Raw genomic sequence first — 17,988 nt, 5'->3', positions numbered from 1 at the left:
GTCAGGCACCCTGGGTCGAAGCGCGTGCGCTGGAAGGATCGGGGGGCAGCACCGGGTGCTGGACCGTGGCCTTGGCCATCTGGAAGGTCTTCCAGGTGTTGAGGGCCATCAGGAACATGCCTGCCAGCACCAGCACGCCGCCGCCGAGGCGCACGAGGTAGTAGGGATAGGTCGCGTTGAGCGACTCGACGAAGCTGTAGGTCAGGGTGCCGTCGGCGTTGGTGGCGCGCCACATCAGGCCCTGCATCACGCCGGCGATCCACATCGAGGCGATGTAGAGCACCACGCCGATGGTGTGCATCCAGAAGTGCACGTCGATCCACTTGACCGAGTACATCTCCTTCAGGCCCAGCACGCGCGGCATCAGCGAATAGATCGAGCCGACGGTGATCATCGCCACCCATCCCAGGGCGCCGGCGTGCACGTGGCCGACGGTCCAGTCGGTGTAGTGCGACAGCGAGTTGACCGTCTTGATCGACATCATCGGCCCCTCGAAGGTGGCGATCATGTAGAACGACAGCGCGACGATCAGGAACTTCAGGATCGGGTCGGTGCGCAGTTTGTACCAGACGCCCGACAGGGTCATGATCCCGTTGATCGCGCCGCCCCAGCTGGGTGCCAGCAGGATCAGCGAGAACACCATGCCCACCGACTGCACCCAGTCGGGCAGGGCGGTGTAGTGCAGGTGGTGCGGGCCGGCCCACATGTAGACCGCGATCAGCGCCCAGAAGTGCACGATCGACAGGCGGTAGGAATAGATCGGGCGCCCGGCCTGCTTGGGCACGAAGTAGTACATCATGCCGAGGAAGGCGGTGGTGAGCAGGAAGCCCACGGCGTTGTGGCCGTACCACCACTGCACCATCGCATCCACCGCGCCGGTGTAGACCGGGTAGGACTTGTCGAAGCCCGACGGGATCGCGATGTTGTTGACGATGTGCAGCAGCGCGATGGTGACGATGTACGCGCCGAAGAACCAGTTGGCCACGTAGATGTGGCTGACCCGGCGCTTGACGATGGTGCCGAAGAACAGCACCGCGTAGGCCACCCAGACCACCGTGATCAGCCAGTCGATCGGCCATTCCAGCTCGGCGTATTCCTTGCCCTGGGTCATGCCCATCGGCAGGGTGATCACCGCCAGCACCAGCACCAGCTGCCAGCCCCAGAACACGAACGAGGCCAGCCTGTCGGAGATCAGGCGGACGTGGCAGGTCCGCTGCACCACGTACAGGCTGGTGGCGAAGAGGGCGCTGACGCCGAAGGCGAAGATCACGCCGTTGGTGTGCAGCGGGCGCAGGCGGCCGTAGCTCAGCCACGGGATGCCTTCGCCGATCGTGGGCCAGTACAGCTGGGCGGCGATCAGCACGCCCACGGCCATGCCGACGATGCCCCAGACCACGGTGGCGATCGTGAACTGGCGGACCACCTTGTCGTTGTAGTAACCGGACCTGGCTGGATCGGGACCGCTGGCGACAGCGGTGGCTGGGGTCGATGACATGGGCAGATGACCTTGTTGGCTGGCTGTGGATTCTCCGGTGTCCGGCAAGGCCTGCACTTGATCGCAGTCAATGCCGGGGCCGGTTGCTGCTGACTCCGTTATGGACTGGAGGCATGGGCCGCGAATGCGTGATAGGTGTCACGTGCTGTGCCGCCGATTATATGCGCGCTGAACGGGAAGGGGCGCGACCATGCGCGCCCCTCCATGCCTCCGGGCCCCGACGCGAAGCCGCGTGCGGCCTTGCGCGAACCTCAGGGCGTGACCACCAGCTTGCCCTTCATCAGCGCGGCATGGCCGGGGAAGGAGCAGAAGAAGCTGTAGTCGCCGCCGGCCTTGAGCTTGCTGCCGGGGAACGAGGCCTTGGTGGTGGCGCCGCCGCCGATCATGTCGGTGGCGCCGAGGACCTTGGCGTCGCCCTTGGGCAGGTAGCCCGCGGCGGCACCGGCCTTCGCGCCCGCGGCGTTCACCGCCGACACATCGCCCGTTGCGGCAATGACAACGTTGTGTCCCATCGCCGCCACCGGCAGCTTGCCGGTGTGCGCCAGCTCGATGCTGATGGTCTTGCAGCTGGCCGAGACGGTGACTTCCTTCTGGTCGAACTGCATGCGGTCGTCGCCATTGAGCTTGATGCTGCAGTTGGCGGCAGCGGCGGTGCCGCCGAAGGCGAGCAGGCCGAGGCCGAGGGCGGCGATGACAAGATGCTTCATGGTTGGATCTCCTGTGGGGCTGGAACGTGGCGGGGCCTGCGCTCGGGCCCCTCTGGATGCGGCCATTATCCGACCGCCCCGGGGCCGCGGCCATGACATGGGTCAAGTGGCGAGCAGCATCCACAGGATCCCGCCGGGGTGGTGGGCGCGGGCGATGCTGTACATGAAGCCGAATACCGCCAGCGCGACCAGGTAGCAGGCCAGCCGCACCCGCGGCGTCCGCCCCCGCTTGAGCGCGAAGCTGCCCAGGCCGATATAGACGATCAGCAGCACGATCTTGGCCGCCAGCCAGCCGTTGGCGAACATCGCCCCGGGCAGGATCGTCAGCAGCATGAAGGCCGCGGTGAGCAGGGTGGTGTCGATGGCGTAGCTCAGGTAGCGCACCGGCGCGGCCATCGCCCAGCGCGGGCGCCCGGCCTGCACCAGCAGCCCGCGCAGCGCGAACAGGGTGACGCTGGCCATCACGCTGGCCACGTGCACCCACTTGATCTGCGGATAGAACTCGATCATCGGCTCACCCCGGCTTGCCGTCGGCGCGTGGCGACAGGTAGATCCTGCCGATCCGCGCCACCCACGGCCCCAGCGCCAGCAGCCAGCCGACGGCGGCCACCGCCCACCAGGCGCCCGCATCCGCGGACACGTCGGCCAGGATGCGCGCCACCGTCACCAGCTGGATCGCCACGAAGGCGAACCAGGCCACGCCGGGCATTTCGATCTTCCGCCCCGAATGGCCCTGGGTGACGCGGGTCACCATGGCCACCAGCAGGCTGCCGAAGAAGCCGACGAACAGGGCGTGCGCCGGCGCGCGCCCGAGGACGAAGCCTTCGCCGCCGAAGTAGGCCAGGCTCTGCGCCGCGTACAGCGCGAAGGTCACCGGCATCCAGGCCAGGCCCAGGAACAGCACCGCCAGGATCCCCGGCTTCCGCCCGCGCGGCCACCAGCGCCACACGGCCAGCAGCGACAGCGCCAGCAGCGGCAGGTCGACGATCCACAGCCAGGCATAGGCGCGCACCAGCTCCAGGCCCAGGTGGGCCAGGCACAGCGCCCAGAACGCGGCCAGCAGCCACAGCGGCCGCCACGACACGTAGCCCGCCACCACGTTGCCGGCGAAGAACGGGAACATCCGGTGCGCCACCGTCAGGTAGACCGGCAGCAGCAGGCCGAAGGTGCCGATCTTGATGCTGGCGAAGGCCCACGACGGCGACCCGCCCAGCAGCGCCGCGCCGAAGGCGGCCAGGCCGACCCAGCCCAGCACCAGCGCCGCGAAGCACGAACGCGCATGCCAGGTGCGGTTGCGGTCGCGCAGCAGCAGCTCGCCCAGGAAGGCCAGCCCGGCGGTCCAGCCGGCCAGGGTCATGGCCAGTCCGACCTCGATCCCGGCGGGCGCACCGATCGCTCCGAGCAGGGTCGCCACCTGGCCGCCGAACATGCCCAGTCCCACCGGCACGTAGTGCCAGCGCGCCGCCTCCGGCAGGCCCATCCACTTCGGGAAGGTGGTCAGCAGGAAGCCGAAGATGAAGCTCGGCAGCATCTGGTACTGCATGACGATGGCGTGCAGCCAGCCGGCATAGGGTTCGGGCTGGTGCATCGACAGCAGCGCCGGCCAGCGGTTCGCGACCAGCCAGGCGCTCCACCAGGCCATCGCCAGCAGCACGTTGCCGGCACCGACGAAGAACATCAGCCGATGCGGCGCCGCCGCGAGCCGCAGGAACGGCGCCGAAGCGCCGTCGTGCCCGGATTGGCCCTGGTTGCCCATGGCTCAGGCCCGCTCCGTGCCTTCGCGGCCCAGCGCCGGGTCGCGCCGCGGCGCGATCCACAGCCGCAGCACGAACCAGGTCAGGGCGAAGGCGCCGACGCTGAATATCGTGTCGCCGGGCACCCGCATCCACACCAGCAGGTCCACGATCGGCTGCTGCATGAACTCCGCCGAGCGCGCGTAGGCATAGCCGTGCTCGATCGCGGCCAGGAGCTGCATGGTGCCCAGCGGCAGCAGGGTCAGCGCGGCCATCAGCGCCAGGCCGATGTTGAGCGCCCAGAACGACAGCTTCAGCGCCTTCGTGTCCCAGACCATCTGGCCGCGCAGGCCGCGCAGGCAGAATAGCACCAGGGCGATGCCGAGCATGCCGTACACGCCGAACAGGGCGGTGTGGCCGTGCAGTGGGGTCAGGTTCAGGCCCTGCATGTAGTACAGCGACAGCGGCGGGTTGATGAGGAAGCCGAACAGGCCGGCGCCCACCAGGTTCCAGAACGAGACCGCGATGAAGAACATCACCGGCCAGCGGTAGCGCGCCATCCACGGCGTCGCCTTGCCGTACTTCCAGGTCTGGTAGGCCTCGAAGCCGATGTAGGCCAGCGGCACCACTTCCAGCGCCGAGAAGCTGGCGCCCAGGGCCACCACCGCCGTCGGCGTGCCGACGAAGTACAGGTGGTGCAGGGTGCCCAGCACGCCGCCGGCCATGAAGATGATCGTGGCGAACAGCACCGCGACCGTGGCCGTGGAGGTCTTGAGCAGGCCGAGCTTCGTGAAGATCAGCGCCATCACCGCGGTCGCGAACACTTCGAAGAAGCCCTCGACCCACAGGTGCACCAGCCACCAGCGCCAGTACTCGACCTCGGAGATGTGGGTGTGCTCGCCCCACATCAGCGCCGAAGCGAAGAAGATGCCGATGGCGGCCGTGGACATGAACAGCAGGGCGACGATGTGGCGGCTTTCGGACGCCTTGTCGCGCAGCACCGGCCACAGCGCGCGGCCGACCAGGGCCACCCACAGCAGCAGGCCGATGAACAGGTACCACTGCCAGAAGCGGCCCATGTCCGCGTATTCCCAGCCCTGGTGGCCGAACCAGAAGTTGTGCTCCAGCCCGAGCTTCTGCATCACCGCCAGCCACTGGCCCGCGAAGGAGCCGACCACGATGATCAGCAGCGACACGAACAGGAAGTTGACGCCGAAACGCTGGAACTTCGGTTCATGTCCCGACAGCGCCGGCGCGATGTACAGGCCGGTGCCCAGCCACGCCACCGCGATCCACAGCACCGCGAGCTGCGTGTGCCAGGTGCGCGACAGCGAGTAGGGCAGGATCTCCGACAGCGCGAAGCCGTAGGCGACCTGGCCCTCGACCTGATAGTGCGCGGTGATCGCGCCGAGCAGGATCTGCAGCAGGAACAGCGCCAGCACCACCCAGAAGTACTTGGCCACCGCGCGCATCGACGGCGTGATGCGCAGGGCCGCGAAGGGATCGCTGGAGGGGATGGTGTGGCCGCGATCCTCCTTGTCGTGGGTCACCGCGTGGTGCCAGCCGAGCAGGGCGATGCCCGCGATCAGGAACAGCACGCTGAAGGCCGACCAGGCCCAGAGCGGGGCCGCCGGCGTGTTGCCGACCAGCGGCTCGGACGGCCAGTTGTTGGTGTAGGTGACCTGCTTGGGCACCACGCCGGTCTTGTCGGGCACCAGGCTGTCGCCGGCCGCGAGCGGGCGCTCGGTGGTCGCCGCCCAGGCCGACCACCAGAAGAACGCCGTCATCGCCTGCCGGTACTCGGCCTCATGGATGGTGTTCTCCTTCATCGCATAGGCTTCGCGCAGCTCCGCGGTGGCCGGATCGTTGCCGAACAGGCTCACGTAGTGCGCCGCCACCCGCTCGATCGCCGCCACGCGCTCGGCGGTCAGGGTGATGGTGCCGGTGGCGGGATCCCAGGTGTTCGCACGCATCATTTCCTGCAGGCGGCCCTGCAGGGTGGCGCGTTCTGCCGCCGGGAGTTCCGCCCAGGTGGCGGCGGTGCCGCCTTCGGCAGCCCAGGCGTCGAGGATCTCGACCGCCTCGCGGTGAAGCCAGTCGGCGCTCCAGTCCGGGGCGACGTAGCCGCCATGGCCCCAGATCGAGCCCAGCTGCATGCCGCCGATCGACTGCCAGACCTGGCGGCCGCGTTCGATGTCGGCGCGGGTGTAGACCACGCGGCCGTCCTCCGAGACCACCTGCTCGGGAACCGGCGGCGCGGCGCGGAAGATCTCGCCGCCGGCCCAGAGCAGGACGGCGAACGAGGAGACGAGCAGGACGGCCAGGCCGATCCAGAGTTTGCGGTAGTTCCCCATGACAGGCTCCCGTTGCGGATGCCGCATGGTCGTCGTCGCGGGCCCGGGGTCGCCATGACCCAGGTCAAGCGCCCCGGCTTACTGCTTCCAGAGCACCGGCGCGGCCATCGCGCCGAGGCGGGCCTGGTCGGCGATTTCCACTTCGCGGCGGTCCACGCGCAGCAGGCCCTCGGCCTGGAAGCGCTTGAGCACGCGGCTGACGGTTTCCGGCGCCAGGCGCAGGTAGTTGGCGATGTCGGTGCGCGCCATCGTCAGCTGGAAACGGTCGGGGGAGAAGCCGCGGGCAGCGAGGCGCCGCGACATCGTGACCAGGAAGGCGGCCAGGCGCTCGTCGGCGGTCCAGTCGCCGGAGAGCAGGGCGGCGCGGCCGATGTCGCGGCTGAGCAGGCGGAACAGATGCTGCTGCAGCCCCGGCAGGCGCCCGGCCAGCACCGAGATCTTGGGGAACGAGAACCGGCATAGCATCACCGTGTCCAGCGCCACCGCGTTGCAGGGGTAGGTGTCGCCGTCGATGCCGTCCAGGCCGATCACCTCGCCCGGGAAATGGAAGCCGAGCACGTGCTCGCGCCCGTTGGCATCGATGACATAGGTCTTGACCGTGCCCGCGCGCACCGCGGCGATCGCCTCGAAGGGATCGCCGACGCGGAACACGTGGTCGCCGGCGTGCAGCGGGCCGACGTGTTCGACCAGCATGTGCAGCTCGCCCAGCGAGGCCTTGTCCATGCCCTGGGCCATGCAGGCCTGGGAAAAGGCGCAGGTGGAACAGAAATGGAACTCGTCGCCGTCATCGGCCACGATGCTGGGATCGACGCGCGGAAACGCGACCTTGTTCACCACGGGCAGGCCTCCCCGGGCGTCAGATGGCGCGCGAGAAGCGGGGCCGGGTGGCGGGATCGGCTGCTGGCGGGGCGAGGTATCGGTCGAAGCACATGGCGATGTTACGCAAGAGCAGCCGGCCGCGCGCGGTCACGCGGATGCGGCGGGGCTCGACGCGCACCAGGCCGTCGTCCTCGAGCGGCCGCAGCTTCTCCAGGGACTCGGCGAAATAGTCGTTGAAGACGATGTCGTGGCGCCGCTCCAGCGCGTCCATCGGCACCTCGGCCTGGCACATCAACTGCTGGATGAGGTCGGCGCGGATGACGTCGTCCTCGTCCAGCTGCATGCCGCGGAACACCGGCAGCCGGCCCTCGTCGATGGCGATCTGCCAGGAGGGCAGGTCGCGCGGGTTCTGGCTGAAGGTGTCGCCGATGTGGCTGATCGCGCTCACGCCCAGGCCGATCAGGTCGCTGTCGGCGTGGGTGGTGTAGCCCATGAAGTTGCGGTGCAGGCTGCCGCGGGCCTGGGCCATGGCCAGGTCGTCGTCGGGCAGGGCGAAGTGGTCCATGCCGATGTATTCGTAGCCGCCGGCCGACAGCTTCGTGATCGCCAGTTCCAGCAGGCCCAGCTTCTCCTCGGCGCTGGGCAGGTCTTCGGCCTTGATCTGGTTCTGCGGGCGGAAGACCTCGGGCAGGTGGGCGTAGCCGTAGACCGCCAGGCGGTCCGGGCGCATCTCCAGCAGCGTGTCGAGCGTGCGCGCGAAGCCCTCGGGGTTCTGCTTCGGCAGGCCGTAGATCAGGTCGACGTTGACCGAGCGGAAGCCGTTCGCGCGGCAGGCGTCGACCACGGCGCGCGTCTCCTCCACCGACTGGATGCGGTTGACCGCCTCCTGCACCACCGGGTCGAAGTCCTGCACGCCGAAGCTGGCCCGGTTGAAGCCGATGCGGCCGAGCGCGGCGATGTCGGCCGGGGACACGAAGCGCGGGTCGAGTTCGATCGAGATGTCGCTTTCCTCGGGCCGCGCGAAGTGGAACTGGCGACGCAGGGCGTCGACCAGCTCGCCGATCTGGCCCGGATCCATGAAGTTCGGCGTGCCACCGCCCAGGTGCAGCTGGACCACGTCGCGGTCGCGGTCGAACAGCGCCGCGGTCATGTCGATCTCGCGGTACAGGCGCGCCAAGTAGGTCTCGGCGCGCGACTTGTCGCGGGTGATGATGCGGTTGCAGCCGCAATAGAAGCAGGGGCTGACGCAGAAGGGGACGTGGACGTAGACAGACAGCCGGCGCGGGATCGGATCGCCATTGCTGGCCGCCGCGGCCTCGCGCAGCTGTTCCTCCCCGAAGGCGTTGCTGAACTGCGGCGCGGTCGGGTAGGAGGTGTAGCGCGGCCCCGGCCGGTCGTAGCGGCGAAGCAGGTCGGCATTGAAGGGCAGGTAAGCGTCCATGGCGGAGGATGCTGCCGCAGCGCCCGGAGGCTCGCCTTGATTCGCGTCAAGCATCGCGCGGGGCGGTGTCCGGTCGGGGAACGCGGCGTTTCCCGACACCGCGGGCTTGAGCTGGCTCAAAGCCGGCCCGCCGCGACCGGGCTAGGATCGGCTTCCCTGCCATGCCCGCAACGGGCACCGGAGCCGTGATGGACGCGATCGCACCCCTTTTCCGCCGGATCCCCGGCGCACTGGCACTGGTACTCGGCATCGTGGCCGGAGGCGGGGCCGGACCGGTCGGCGCGCAGCCGCCCGCCGCATCCGCGGAATCAACGTCCGTGGAAACCGTGGTCGAAGCCGAAGTCGCCGTGCGCGGCATCGTGACCGCGATCGACGCGGCGCAGCGGCTGGTGACGCTCGATACCGGCACCGGCTCGCGCGTGCTGCCGGTGGACCCCCGCGTGGCCGACCTCGACCGGCTGCAGGTGGGCGACGTGATCGACGTGCGCTACCACCGCTCGGTGCTGTTCGATATCCAGCCTGCCGGATCCGCCGAGCCGGGTGCCTACATCGCCGAGGAGGGGCGCGGCGATGACGCCCATGCGGGTCGCGTCGGCGTGCAGGAGGTCACCGTGCTGGCGACGGTTGTCGAGGTGGACGCCCGCGCCGGCAGCTTCAGCGTCCAGGGACCGGACGGCGAGGTGCGCACCCTGCATGCGGAGAAGCCCGAACACCGCGAGGCGGTGAAGCGGATCCGGGTCGGCGACATGCTGCGGGTGCGCTTCCGCGAAGGACTGGCGGTATCGCTGGCACCGGTGGAGATGCACTGAACAATGGCCGGCGCGCCGGGAGCCCCGGCCGCCGGAAAACAGGCCGCGACGGCAGGGAGGCCGCATGCGGGAAGAACCGGCGAAGTACGGGACGGGCGCGCTTGCGCTGCTGCTCCTGGCGGGATTGGCCTGGGCCATGCCCGCCACGGCGCAGAGCGTGCAGAAGTGCATTGATCGTGGCGGGCATGTCACGTTCACCAGCGGCGACTGCGGCGAAGGCGAGCGCCTGGCGGCCAGCTACGCCGCCGTTCCGGACACCATCGTCCCCGCGGCAGCGTATCCGGACGCCGGGGCAGGGCAGGCCCCGCCGGAGCATCGTCGGCAAGGCCCGTCCAGAGCTGGCGCCGGCGTGCGCAAGCGCGCGCCGCCCGACCGCTGCAAGGCTGTCCGCGACCGCCGCGAACAGACCCTGCGGCGGGTGGGCCTGAAGCGGAACTTCGACCTGCTGCGGAAGCTGGACGACCAGGTATGGGACGCCTGCCGCTGACGGCAGGCGTCCGCCGCGGTCAGGTCAGGCCGCCGGGAACCCTTCCAGCACGAGCTTGCCGCGCGCCGTCCCGGATTCCAGCAGACGATGGGCCTCCTTCAGCGTGGCCGCGTCGATCGTGCCCAGCCGCCCGGTGAGCGTGCTGCGCAAGCTGCCATCGTCGACCAGCCGCGAGACCTCCTCCAGCAGCTGCCCCTGGGCCGCGATGTCGGACGTGTCGAACATCGACCGCGTGAACATGTATTCCCAATGCACCGACACGCTCTTGCGCTTGAACAGGCCGATGTCGAAGCTGGCAGGGTCGTCGATCAGCGCCAGCCGTCCCTGGGGCGCGATCAGTTCCGCGATCTGCTCAAGGTGCAGCTGCGTCTGCGTGGTCGAGAACACGAAGGCGGGCGCCCTGATGCCGAGCGCGGCCACCTGTGGCGCCAGCGGCTGGCGATGGTCGACGACGTGGTGGGCGCCAAGCTCGCGCACCCAGTCCGCGGTTTCGGGCCGCGAGGCGGTCGCGATCACGGTCAGGTTGGTCAGCCGGCGCGCCAGTTGCGTCGCCATCGAACCGACCCCGCCAGCGCCGCCGATGATCAGGATCGCCGGCGCAGCGCCCGGGACTTCGTGGCCGCGGACGTCCAGGCGTTCGAACAGCGCCTCCCAGGCGGTGATCGAAGTCAGCGGCATGGCCGCCGCTTCCGCCCAGTCGAGCGAGCGCGGCTTGTGGCCGACGATGCGTTCGTCGACCAGGTGGAACTCGGCGTTGGTGCCGGGGCGGGTGAGGGCGCCGGCGTAGAAGACCTCGTCGCCCGGCTTGAACAGCGTGGCGTCGGGGCCGGCCTCGACCACCACGCCGGACGCGTCCCAGCCCAGTACCTTCCAGTCGCCCGGCGCCGGCGCGGCGTTGCGGCGGACCTTGGTGTCGACCGGATTCACCGAAACCGCGCGCACTTCGACCAGCAGGTCGCGGCCCGCGACGACCGGGCGTGGGAGTTCGATGTCCACCAGCGCGTTGTCGGCATCGATGGGCTGCGGGGACTGGTAGCCGACGGCTCGCATGGGGATCCTTTGGCGTGGGAGAAAGGTCTGCCCACTGTGCTGGCTGTGTGCCGGGTCGGCAAGGAGTCCGGTGGAATGCTGCCGTTCGAAGCCGTGCCGTAAGCCGCGGCCGAGTCACCCAGCCTCGCTCCCGAACCATTCACGATGCCAGTCGTTGTTGCATAGGCCAGTAGGACACTTCCAGGATCTTTACGGCGGGTTCGTGCAGTTTTCGCTTGCTTCTCATTGGCTGCTCCTTGGTGGTTGGTCGGAGGACTCAGCCAATCATTTTACATAATGTGCATTATGCGCAATTGAGCAGAACGTGGACCGCGCGACTGGCACGGTGGCTGGCCCGCCTGAAACCGGGCTTGGTAAAGCTGTGACTTTTGCAACCCGTTCCGGCCAAGTCACAGTTTTACGGTACAGTTTCGGGAAGTCACAGGTATACCGATACCGAATGGGCACCGCACTCTTATAGGCCGCATCGCAGATGTACCGTGCTCACCATCGTCGCTTGGAAATCGCTTGGAGCGCTGCCTGAATTGATGCACGCGAGGTCGAGGTGCGCGGTTCGGATCCTGGAGCGCTGCACTGGGCACGCCACAATTTACCAATCGTAGGTTACGATTGGTATACTAGCTCCCACCCCGCGCTCCCGACACCCGAATGCACGCCCTCGTCGTCATCGCCCACCCCAATCCGGATTCCCTCACCCACGCCATCGCTCGCCACCTGGCCGAAGGCGTCGAAACCTCAGGCCACGCCGTCGAAGTCGCCGATCTGTCCGCAGAGGGCTTCGATCCGCGCTTCAACCACGCTGACCTCGATCTGTTCCACCGGCAGGCGCCGCCGCCGGCCGACGTGGCGGCCGAACACGCCCGGCTCGAGCGCGCCGACGCACTGGCCCTGGTGTATCCCATCTACTGGTGGTCCTTCCCCGCGCTGCTCAAGGGCTGGATCGACCGCGTCTTCACTCTGGGCTGGGCCTACGACGAAACGGCGGACGGTAGAATCCTGAAGAAGCTGCAGCGCCTTCCGATTCACCTGGTCGCCAACGGCGGCGCGGACCAGCGGACGTTCGCCCGGCACGGCTATTTCGGAGCCATGAAGACCCAGATCGACAACGGCATCTTCGACTACTGTGGCGCGCCCGTGGTGACCTCGGAACTACTGCTGGTCTCCGACGCCGGAGTCCCCGGCAGCCACCTCGACACCGCCCGCGCCCTGGGCCGAAGGCTCTTCGCCGCGCCCAACTGATTCGGAGACCCGCCGCCTTGCCCCGACCGTCCAAAGCCCCTGCCCTTCGTCGCCTGCCGCGCGCCGAGCGCAGGCGCCAGTTGCTCGACGTCTCCTGGCGCTTGATCCGTGACGAGGGCACTGACGCGCTGACGCTAGGTCGGCTTGCCGAGGCGGCCGGAGTCACCAAACCGGTCGTGTACGACCACTTCGGTACCCGCAACGGCCTGCTGGCCGCGCTCTACGAAGACTACGACCTCCGCCAGACCGCGATCCTCGACGCGGCCATCGCCGCGGCGCGACCGACGCTGAAGGCCAAGGCGCGCATCATCGCCGCCAGCTACGTCGACTGCGTGCTGACCCAAGGCAGTGAGATCCCCGGCGTCCTCGCCGCCCTGGGCGGTTCACCCGAGCTGGCCGCGGTGAAGCGCCGCTACCAGCAGGACTTTCTAGGCAAGTGCGCGGCGACCTTCGCACCGTTCGCAGGCGCCGGGGGCGTGCCCCTGGCCGGTCTGTGGGGCATGCTTGGCGCCGCCGACGCACTGTCCGATGCTGCCGTCGCCGGCGACATCACCCCGGCGCAGGCGCAGGACGAACTGGAACAGGCCATCCTGGCGCTGGTCCGACGCTGCAAGCGATTGGACGATGCCCTGCATGCGCCAGCGTCGGAATCCAGCGAAGGCCGGGAGCAGTGAAGAGGCGGCGCATCGGCGCTCCCGCGATGTGCGTCCGGGTGCAGCGTGCAACGCATCTCCCAGCGTGGGGAGCGTGCCGCTCAGCCATGCATGGCGAGAGCCACTACCGGTCACCGCTGTTTCGGGGGTAGGCTCCGGACCCTCTCTCTCTTCGGTCCAATAACCGTTCATGCGCGTTCTCAAGATCCTTTGCCGGCTTTCCCGTTGGCGCCCTTCGCTGGCGTTGGGGCTGCTCGTCCTTCCGTCGGCGCTGCTCGCCACCACGCCCGGCGCGGGCATCAAGCCGATCCAGGTCGTCGATCCCGTCGCCGGCGGTACGATGCCGGGATATGTGTTCTATCCGTCACCGCAGCCCGTCGACAGCCCGGTGGCGATCGCGCTGCACCTGGTCGACGCGACCCCCGATGCGCCGGCGGAGCCGGGCGCGAAGCCGCTGGTGGTGATCTCGCACGGTCAGGGTGGCGAGAACCTTGGCCACCACGACCTGGCCACGCACCTGGCGCGCGCCGGCTTCGTCGTCGCCACGCTGACCCACGCGCGCGACAATCCGCGCGACTCAAGCGGCGCCGGCACCGCGGAGGTGCTGTTCGGGCGGCCGCTACAGATCCAGGCACTGGTATCGACACTGCTGGACGACCCGCACTGGGCGCCGTTGATCGATCCTGGACGCATCGGCGTCGCCGGCTTCTCCGACGGCGGCTACACCAGCCTGCTGCTGGTGGGCGCGGTGCCGCGCTTCGACCGCTACGCCGGCTACTGCGAGCGCCAGCCGCAGGATCGCGATACGTGCAGCTTCATCGAACAGCTGGGCGCACGCAGCGACATCGACGGCGACGGCGACGGCGACGGCATGAAGGGGTTCCTCGCGCATGCGGCCAGCCTGGACGGCGCCCGCACCCGGTGGGGAGAGACCGCCGATCCGAGGATCCGGGCGGCGTTCACGATGGCGCCGTCGAGCGTGATGTTCGATCGCGAGGGCGCCACTTCGATCGACCGTCCTGTGTTCCTCTACTACGGCACCAAGGATCGCCGGCTGATTCCGGCGGAACACGCACTGCACTTGGCGCCGCTGATCCGTTCGACAGTGGAGGTCCGCGAAGTGCCCGGCGCGGACCACTGGGTGTTCCTCGCGCCGTGCGCGCCGGCGCTGGCCGAGGCGGTGCCGGAGATCTGTGGCGATCCCCCTGGCGTGGACCGCGCTGCGGTGCACGCGCAGGTCAACGCGGATGCGGTGGCGTTCTTTCGCAGGACGCTGGCTCCCGCTCCCGCACCGGGCGGGCCGTGATCTGCCTCTGCGGATCCACCACTGGGGGCTTGCGCTGCGATACCGCGGTTCCCCCGCGCCCGCCCTGGCCAGGGTTCATTCGTCCGCGACGCGGACGACTACCTTGCCCAGGTTGCGACCTTCCAGCATGCCGATGAAGGCGGCCGGCGCCTGTTCCAACCCGTCGACGATGTCCTCGTGCAGGACGACGTCTCCACGTTCCACCCATCGACCCATTTCCTCCCGGAACCGGCCATGCCGGGTGGCATAGTGGTCCAGGATGATGAAGCCCTGCATGCGCACGCGCTTTTGCAGCACGGCCGCAAGTAGTCCGGGGCGCAGGTCGCGGCCGCCGACACCAGCAACCTCGTTGTAGTGTGCGATGTAGCCGCAGACAGGCACACGTGCGCCAAGGTTCAGCAACGGGAGAACGGCGTCGAGTACGTCACCGCCTACGTTCTCGAAGTAGACGTCGACCCCGTCCGGACACGCGGCCGCCAGACGTTCAGCCAGGCCCGGTTCGCGCCGGTCCAGGCAGTCGTGGAAGCCCAGCTTCTCCACCGCATGCCGGCACTTGTCGTCGCCGCCGGCGATACCCACTGCACGAGCACCCTTCAGCCTGGCCAACTGTCCCACGACCGAACCAACCGCACCGGTAGCCGCTGCCACGACCACGGTTTCGCCAGGCTGCGGCTGGCCGATGTCCAACAGGCCCACGTAGGCGGTGAAGCCGGGCATGCCGAGTCCGCCGAGCGCCAGCGAGGGGCGTGCCAGGCCGTCCAGCGGCAGCAGGTTGGCACCGTCCGCCAGCACATGGTCCTGCCAGGCCCCGTCGGCGAGCACGATCTGCCCTTCGCTGAAACCGGGATGGTGCGAGGCGATCACGCGACCGACCGTACCGCCCACCATCGGCTGGCCCGGCGCAATCGGCTGCGCGTAACCGGGGCCGACCTCGTCCATCAGGTTGCGCATGTAGGGGTCGAGCGAAAGATAGAGCGTGCGCAGCAGCACCTCGCCCTCGCCGGGCAAAGGAACGGACGTTGTTTCCAGGCGGAAATCACGGAGCGTGGGCAGGCCACGGGGATGTGCGGCGAGCACGATGCGATGGTTGGCGATATGCCTGGATGTCATCGTTGGCCTTCCTGGTTCGAGCTACAGCATTTCCCGGTTGAGATAGGTCGCTTTCTCGAACTCTGCGACATTCGTGGCGATTCGATGAATGGTTGGAAACATGTCAGTCAGCTCGCTGACGATCCTCTTCGATAGACTTGCGCGCTGCTCGATGCTTCGTCCCTGCATGATGTGCGAGAAAACGTGGATGAAGTCCTCCCTTCCCCCGCCGACGGCGTGGACCCGGAAAGGATTGACCCTGACCTTGATATCGGATTCATCGAACAGTCCCGTGGAGTTCACGGCGTGATGCAGTCTTGCAAGGACTTCTTCCTCACTGCGCTGTTGCAGAACACCTTGCGAACAATCAACTATGAAATGCGGCATGTTGTCCCCTTGTCCTGATTCCGGAAACGGAAGATTCCCGTCGCGCGGGCACTCAATCGACCCGTCGCCAGACCGAGATCGGGATGCTGCCGTCCGCCCGTGGCGGCACCCGGTAGCTCAACTCCTCGCGCTCCAGCCTGTACTGGCGTCGTTGCACGGTGCCTTCCCAATTCGGGAAGGATGAGCCCTCGATCGAGAAGACGAGCTCCCCCACCCTCTGGTCTATCGTGACCGTGCCGTAGTGGGTGCTGCTGCCAATCACCGCGGACTCGAATTCATCGGCGCTACCGTCGGCCTTGTTGTCGGTAGCAAAACGCAGACGCTCGGATCTGAGGATCTGCAGCGAGTATCTGCCCTGGGGGTCGACGATCAGTCTGCCCTTGGGGTTCTCGCCATAGTCTCGCTCCAGCTCCCCACCGGGCAGGATCTTGTCCGCGGCCACCAGGGACCAGGTACCGTGCAGTGGGAACTCGTCGTGGGGACCAGGCATGTCACGTGTGGCGAGTCCTGCGAGCATCGTGAACATCACACCGATCATGGGTTTCATGGCGGGTCTCCAGTGGCAACGGGCAAGGGAGCCCAGCCTAGGTCGATTGCATCATGATTGGAACGCATCTATAAATATATCTATCATCTAGAATTCGAATCGTAGCGAATGAAGGCGATGGATATCGATGCGGTCAAGGCGTTCGTGCTGGCCGCCGACCTGGAGAGTTTCACCCGTGCCGCCGACGTGCTGGGAACCACCCAGCCCGCGGTCAGCCTCAAGCTGCGCCGGCTGGAGGAGCAATTGGGCCGGCGCCTGCTCGAGCGCACGCCTCGACACGTGCGACTGTCCGCCGAAGGGCTGACGTTTCTCGGGATTGCACGAGAGCTGGTTTCGACCCACGACCGCGCGGCCGCTGCGTTCGAGGTCGAGCGGCGCCAGCTGGCGATCGGTATCAGTCATTTGCTGGTTGGCGGCGAATTGCCGTCGTTGTTGCGGCGCATCCGGGATCACGACCCCGGCCTTCTGGTCGAGATGCACGTGGCCGGCACGCGCGAGCTGATGCAGGCCTACGAGCAGGGTGAACTCGATGCAGTGCTGGCATTGCGTCCGGAGGGCCGCCGCAAGCAGGGCCGGGCGGCCTTCGCCGAGACATTCTCCTGGTTCGCGGCCGTTGGCTGGGAACCCCATGTCCACCGCCCCCTGCCGCTCGCAACGCAAGGCGAATCGTGCCGCATCAGAGCGGTGGCGGTTCGTGCGCTCGACAGGGCCGGAATCGAATGGAATGAAGTATTCGTCGGCAAAGGCGCCGCGATCCTCGGCGCTGCTGCAGCCGGCGGATTGGCCGTGGCGGTGCTGGCGCGCCGCGCCGCGCCATCCGGCACGATCGACATTGGCAAAAGCCTCTCCCTGCCATCGATTCCCCTGCAGGATGTGATGCTCTACACCACGCTCCGTGACCATCGATCACGTGAAGCGCTTCGTGTGCTCACGCTGTCATTCCGGTGAGCAAGCGTCCTGCCCGCCGCACTCAAGAATTGCTTTCCCACAGCACCTCTGGGGCAGCCGGGCATGTCCGCACCGCGGCAGGCTCCGGCCGTTCGCTCTCCAACAGCCAGCATTCGTCCAGGACGGAGCAGTAGCACAGCCGGGCACGGATCCTGCTCAACGCATCGTCAAGCTTCTCGTACGCCGGCATCGGCGCATCCATTGGCTGCACTCGCATCACCTGAATCCATTCGTTGGCCCCCACCACGCGCCGCTGGATGCCGCTGTTCATTACCAGCAGCCCTTGCTCCGCCTCCGCTCCACCACAGCATGCAGCCAGCAATGAAGAAGGGCCGGAGACGGGTTTGCCCTCGTACAGCACTTCGGCCCAGCGGATACGTGCCGGCCCGACTCCACGGTTCAGCAGGTCAAGTGATATCTGCTTGCCGCCCTCGGTCGAGGCATTACTCGTACCGAATACCAGGGCGGGCCAGACGCTGGCCGCCAGTATCCGTTCCTGGGTCCGGTTGGCGTTGTACGCCACGAACACCGAGACGGTGGAGATCAACAGCACGCCGAACGCGATCATGACCTCGAACAGACGATGGCTGGAGAACAGGCGTCGCGCCCGCCCCTGTACTGGATCCGGCGCTTGTTCCCGAGTTGCATCTTCCGGCATGTCTTGTCTCGACCTCTTCACTCGGTGGGTCGCGCAGGCGTCGATCCGTTGCATGGGTGTCGTGCCTGCGCTGACTGCGGCCAACACGATAGTACACGGAACACTGGAACCAGCCGCCTCATCGGCGGGTTCTGATAGAGCAAGCGTGACTCCCCTCGCTCCACGCACTACGCCGCCCTGGCCGCTACTGGCCGCCGAGGTGGCGCCGTCGGCGGATCACCTACGTACTGCCGAAGCCCCGGACCGTCAGTGCCCGCAGGGTGCGG

General features: G+C 67.8%; 18 protein-coding genes. 6 read left to right on the top strand and 12 right to left on the bottom strand.

What is annotated here, in order from left to right; translation table 11 throughout:
• Position 1: 1 nt before the first annotated feature.
• The 7 genes from ccoN to hemN all read right to left on the bottom strand — a co-directional run bounded on the left by ccoN (position 2) and on the right by hemN (position 8,549).
• Complete coding sequence (gene ccoN, locus E2170_RS06650; RefSeq protein ID WP_132999781.1) at positions 2-1,495, bottom strand: cytochrome-c oxidase, cbb3-type subunit I; 1,494 nt, start codon at positions 1,493-1,495, stop codon at positions 2-4.
• A gap of 251 nt (positions 1,496-1,746) precedes the next feature.
• Entirely contained in the window at positions 1,747-2,202 is a 456-nt protein-coding gene (gene azu, locus E2170_RS06645; RefSeq protein ID WP_132999780.1) for an azurin, read from the bottom strand.
• 102 nt (positions 2,203-2,304) lie between these two features.
• Positions 2,305-2,712 carry a SirB2 family protein gene (locus E2170_RS06640; protein ID WP_132999779.1) on the bottom strand — a complete coding sequence of 136 codons (408 nt, stop codon included), beginning with the start codon at positions 2,710-2,712 and terminating at the stop codon, positions 2,305-2,307.
• A 4-nt stretch (positions 2,713-2,716) separates the two neighbouring features.
• Positions 2,717-3,958 (bottom strand): NnrS family protein, encoded by a 1,242-nt coding sequence (locus E2170_RS06635; RefSeq protein ID WP_132999778.1) that lies wholly within the window; start codon positions 3,956-3,958, stop codon positions 2,717-2,719.
• Positions 3,959-3,961: 3 nt separating this feature from the next.
• On the bottom strand, positions 3,962-6,289 hold the full coding sequence (locus tag E2170_RS06630) for a nitric-oxide reductase large subunit (RefSeq protein ID WP_132999777.1): 2,328 nt from the start codon (positions 6,287-6,289) through the stop codon (positions 3,962-3,964).
• 78 nt (positions 6,290-6,367) lie between these two features.
• Positions 6,368-7,123 carry a helix-turn-helix domain-containing protein gene (locus tag E2170_RS06625; protein ID WP_243708075.1) on the bottom strand — a complete coding sequence of 252 codons (756 nt, stop codon included), beginning with the start codon at positions 7,121-7,123 and terminating at the stop codon, positions 6,368-6,370.
• A 22-nt stretch (positions 7,124-7,145) separates the two neighbouring features.
• Entirely contained in the window at positions 7,146-8,549 is a 1,404-nt protein-coding gene (gene hemN, locus E2170_RS06620; RefSeq protein ID WP_132999776.1) for an oxygen-independent coproporphyrinogen III oxidase, read from the bottom strand.
• A gap of 188 nt (positions 8,550-8,737) precedes the next feature.
• Between hemN and E2170_RS06615 the strand changes: the two genes are divergently transcribed.
• Together E2170_RS06615 and E2170_RS06610 are read left to right on the top strand one after the other, a co-directional pair.
• The gene (locus tag E2170_RS06615) at positions 8,738-9,358 is read left to right on the top strand and encodes a hypothetical protein (protein ID WP_132999775.1); all 621 of its coding nucleotides are present in this window, start codon (positions 8,738-8,740) and stop codon (positions 9,356-9,358) included.
• Positions 9,359-9,422: 64 nt separating this feature from the next.
• Positions 9,423-9,845, top strand: a complete 423-nt coding sequence (locus tag E2170_RS06610; RefSeq protein WP_132999774.1) for a hypothetical protein — start codon at positions 9,423-9,425, stop codon at positions 9,843-9,845.
• A gap of 24 nt (positions 9,846-9,869) precedes the next feature.
• Here the strand turns inward: E2170_RS06610 and E2170_RS06605 are convergent, their stop codons facing one another.
• Positions 9,870-10,895 (bottom strand): zinc-binding alcohol dehydrogenase family protein, encoded by a 1,026-nt coding sequence (locus E2170_RS06605; protein WP_132999773.1) that lies wholly within the window; start codon positions 10,893-10,895, stop codon positions 9,870-9,872.
• A 648-nt stretch (positions 10,896-11,543) separates the two neighbouring features.
• On the opposite strand from E2170_RS06605, the gene E2170_RS06600 reads away from it, so the two are divergent.
• The 3 genes from E2170_RS06600 to E2170_RS06590 all read left to right on the top strand — a co-directional run bounded on the left by E2170_RS06600 (position 11,544) and on the right by E2170_RS06590 (position 14,093).
• Entirely contained in the window at positions 11,544-12,134 is a 591-nt protein-coding gene (locus tag E2170_RS06600) for an NAD(P)H-dependent oxidoreductase (RefSeq protein WP_132999772.1), read from the top strand.
• A gap of 17 nt (positions 12,135-12,151) precedes the next feature.
• Positions 12,152-12,808 (top strand): TetR/AcrR family transcriptional regulator, encoded by a 657-nt coding sequence (locus E2170_RS06595; protein WP_132999771.1) that lies wholly within the window; start codon positions 12,152-12,154, stop codon positions 12,806-12,808.
• A gap of 169 nt (positions 12,809-12,977) precedes the next feature.
• Entirely contained in the window at positions 12,978-14,093 is a 1,116-nt protein-coding gene (locus E2170_RS06590) for an alpha/beta hydrolase family protein (protein WP_132999770.1), read from the top strand.
• Positions 14,094-14,168: 75 nt separating this feature from the next.
• Here E2170_RS06590 and E2170_RS06585 read toward each other — a convergent pair whose 3' ends face one another.
• The 3 genes from E2170_RS06585 to E2170_RS06575 are packed head-to-tail and all read right to left on the bottom strand — an operon-like array spanning position 14,169 to position 16,116.
• On the bottom strand, positions 14,169-15,203 hold the full coding sequence (locus tag E2170_RS06585) for an NADP-dependent oxidoreductase (RefSeq protein WP_132999769.1): 1,035 nt from the start codon (positions 15,201-15,203) through the stop codon (positions 14,169-14,171).
• A 21-nt stretch (positions 15,204-15,224) separates the two neighbouring features.
• Positions 15,225-15,569 carry a 5-carboxymethyl-2-hydroxymuconate Delta-isomerase gene (locus E2170_RS06580; RefSeq protein ID WP_132999768.1) on the bottom strand — a complete coding sequence of 115 codons (345 nt, stop codon included), beginning with the start codon at positions 15,567-15,569 and terminating at the stop codon, positions 15,225-15,227.
• A gap of 52 nt (positions 15,570-15,621) precedes the next feature.
• Positions 15,622-16,116 (bottom strand): lipocalin-like domain-containing protein, encoded by a 495-nt coding sequence (locus E2170_RS06575; protein WP_132999767.1) that lies wholly within the window; start codon positions 16,114-16,116, stop codon positions 15,622-15,624.
• A 108-nt stretch (positions 16,117-16,224) separates the two neighbouring features.
• Between E2170_RS06575 and E2170_RS06570 the strand changes: the two genes are divergently transcribed.
• A complete protein-coding gene (locus tag E2170_RS06570) occupies positions 16,225-17,064 on the top strand; it encodes a LysR family transcriptional regulator (protein ID WP_132999766.1) in 840 nt (279 codons plus the stop codon).
• A gap of 22 nt (positions 17,065-17,086) precedes the next feature.
• Here the strand turns inward: E2170_RS06570 and E2170_RS06565 are convergent, their stop codons facing one another.
• Positions 17,087-17,776, bottom strand: a complete 690-nt coding sequence (locus E2170_RS06565) for a hypothetical protein (RefSeq protein WP_132999765.1) — start codon at positions 17,774-17,776, stop codon at positions 17,087-17,089.
• Positions 17,777-17,988: the final 212 nt, after the last annotated feature.

Origin of the sequence: Luteimonas arsenica (genome assembly GCF_004352825.1) — a bacterium.
Lineage (GTDB): Bacteria > Pseudomonadota > Gammaproteobacteria > Xanthomonadales > Xanthomonadaceae > Luteimonas > Luteimonas arsenica.
This window is presented reverse-complemented; position numbering and strand designations above follow the sequence as displayed.

What these genes read in the sequence shown, in the direction of transcription:
- E2170_RS06605 (WP_132999773.1), bottom strand. Translation starts at nt 10,895, where the DNA reads ATGCGAGCCGTCGGCTACCAGTCCCCGCAGCCCATCGATGCCGACAAC.
- E2170_RS06585 (WP_132999769.1), bottom strand. Translation starts at nt 15,203, where the DNA reads ATGACATCCAGGCATATCGCCAACCATCGCATCGTGCTCGCCGCACAT.
- E2170_RS06590 (WP_132999770.1), top strand. Translation starts at nt 12,978, where the DNA reads ATGCGCGTTCTCAAGATCCTTTGCCGGCTTTCCCGTTGGCGCCCTTCG.
- E2170_RS06570 (WP_132999766.1), top strand. Translation starts at nt 16,225, where the DNA reads ATGAAGGCGATGGATATCGATGCGGTCAAGGCGTTCGTGCTGGCCGCC.
- E2170_RS06640 (WP_132999779.1), bottom strand. Translation starts at nt 2,712, where the DNA reads ATGATCGAGTTCTATCCGCAGATCAAGTGGGTGCACGTGGCCAGCGTG.
- E2170_RS06575 (WP_132999767.1), bottom strand. Translation starts at nt 16,116, where the DNA reads ATGAAACCCATGATCGGTGTGATGTTCACGATGCTCGCAGGACTCGCC.
- ccoN (WP_132999781.1), bottom strand. Translation starts at nt 1,495, where the DNA reads ATGTCATCGACCCCAGCCACCGCTGTCGCCAGCGGTCCCGATCCAGCC.
- E2170_RS06630 (WP_132999777.1), bottom strand. Translation starts at nt 6,289, where the DNA reads ATGGGGAACTACCGCAAACTCTGGATCGGCCTGGCCGTCCTGCTCGTC.
- E2170_RS06565 (WP_132999765.1), bottom strand. Translation starts at nt 17,776, where the DNA reads ATGCAACGGATCGACGCCTGCGCGACCCACCGAGTGAAGAGGTCGAGA.
- E2170_RS06635 (WP_132999778.1), bottom strand. Translation starts at nt 3,958, where the DNA reads ATGGGCAACCAGGGCCAATCCGGGCACGACGGCGCTTCGGCGCCGTTC.
- E2170_RS06600 (WP_132999772.1), top strand. Translation starts at nt 11,544, where the DNA reads ATGCACGCCCTCGTCGTCATCGCCCACCCCAATCCGGATTCCCTCACC.
- E2170_RS06580 (WP_132999768.1), bottom strand. Translation starts at nt 15,569, where the DNA reads ATGCCGCATTTCATAGTTGATTGTTCGCAAGGTGTTCTGCAACAGCGC.
- hemN (WP_132999776.1), bottom strand. Translation starts at nt 8,549, where the DNA reads ATGGACGCTTACCTGCCCTTCAATGCCGACCTGCTTCGCCGCTACGAC.
- E2170_RS06610 (WP_132999774.1), top strand. Translation starts at nt 9,423, where the DNA reads ATGCGGGAAGAACCGGCGAAGTACGGGACGGGCGCGCTTGCGCTGCTG.
- E2170_RS06615 (WP_132999775.1), top strand. Translation starts at nt 8,738, where the DNA reads ATGGACGCGATCGCACCCCTTTTCCGCCGGATCCCCGGCGCACTGGCA.
- azu (WP_132999780.1), bottom strand. Translation starts at nt 2,202, where the DNA reads ATGAAGCATCTTGTCATCGCCGCCCTCGGCCTCGGCCTGCTCGCCTTC.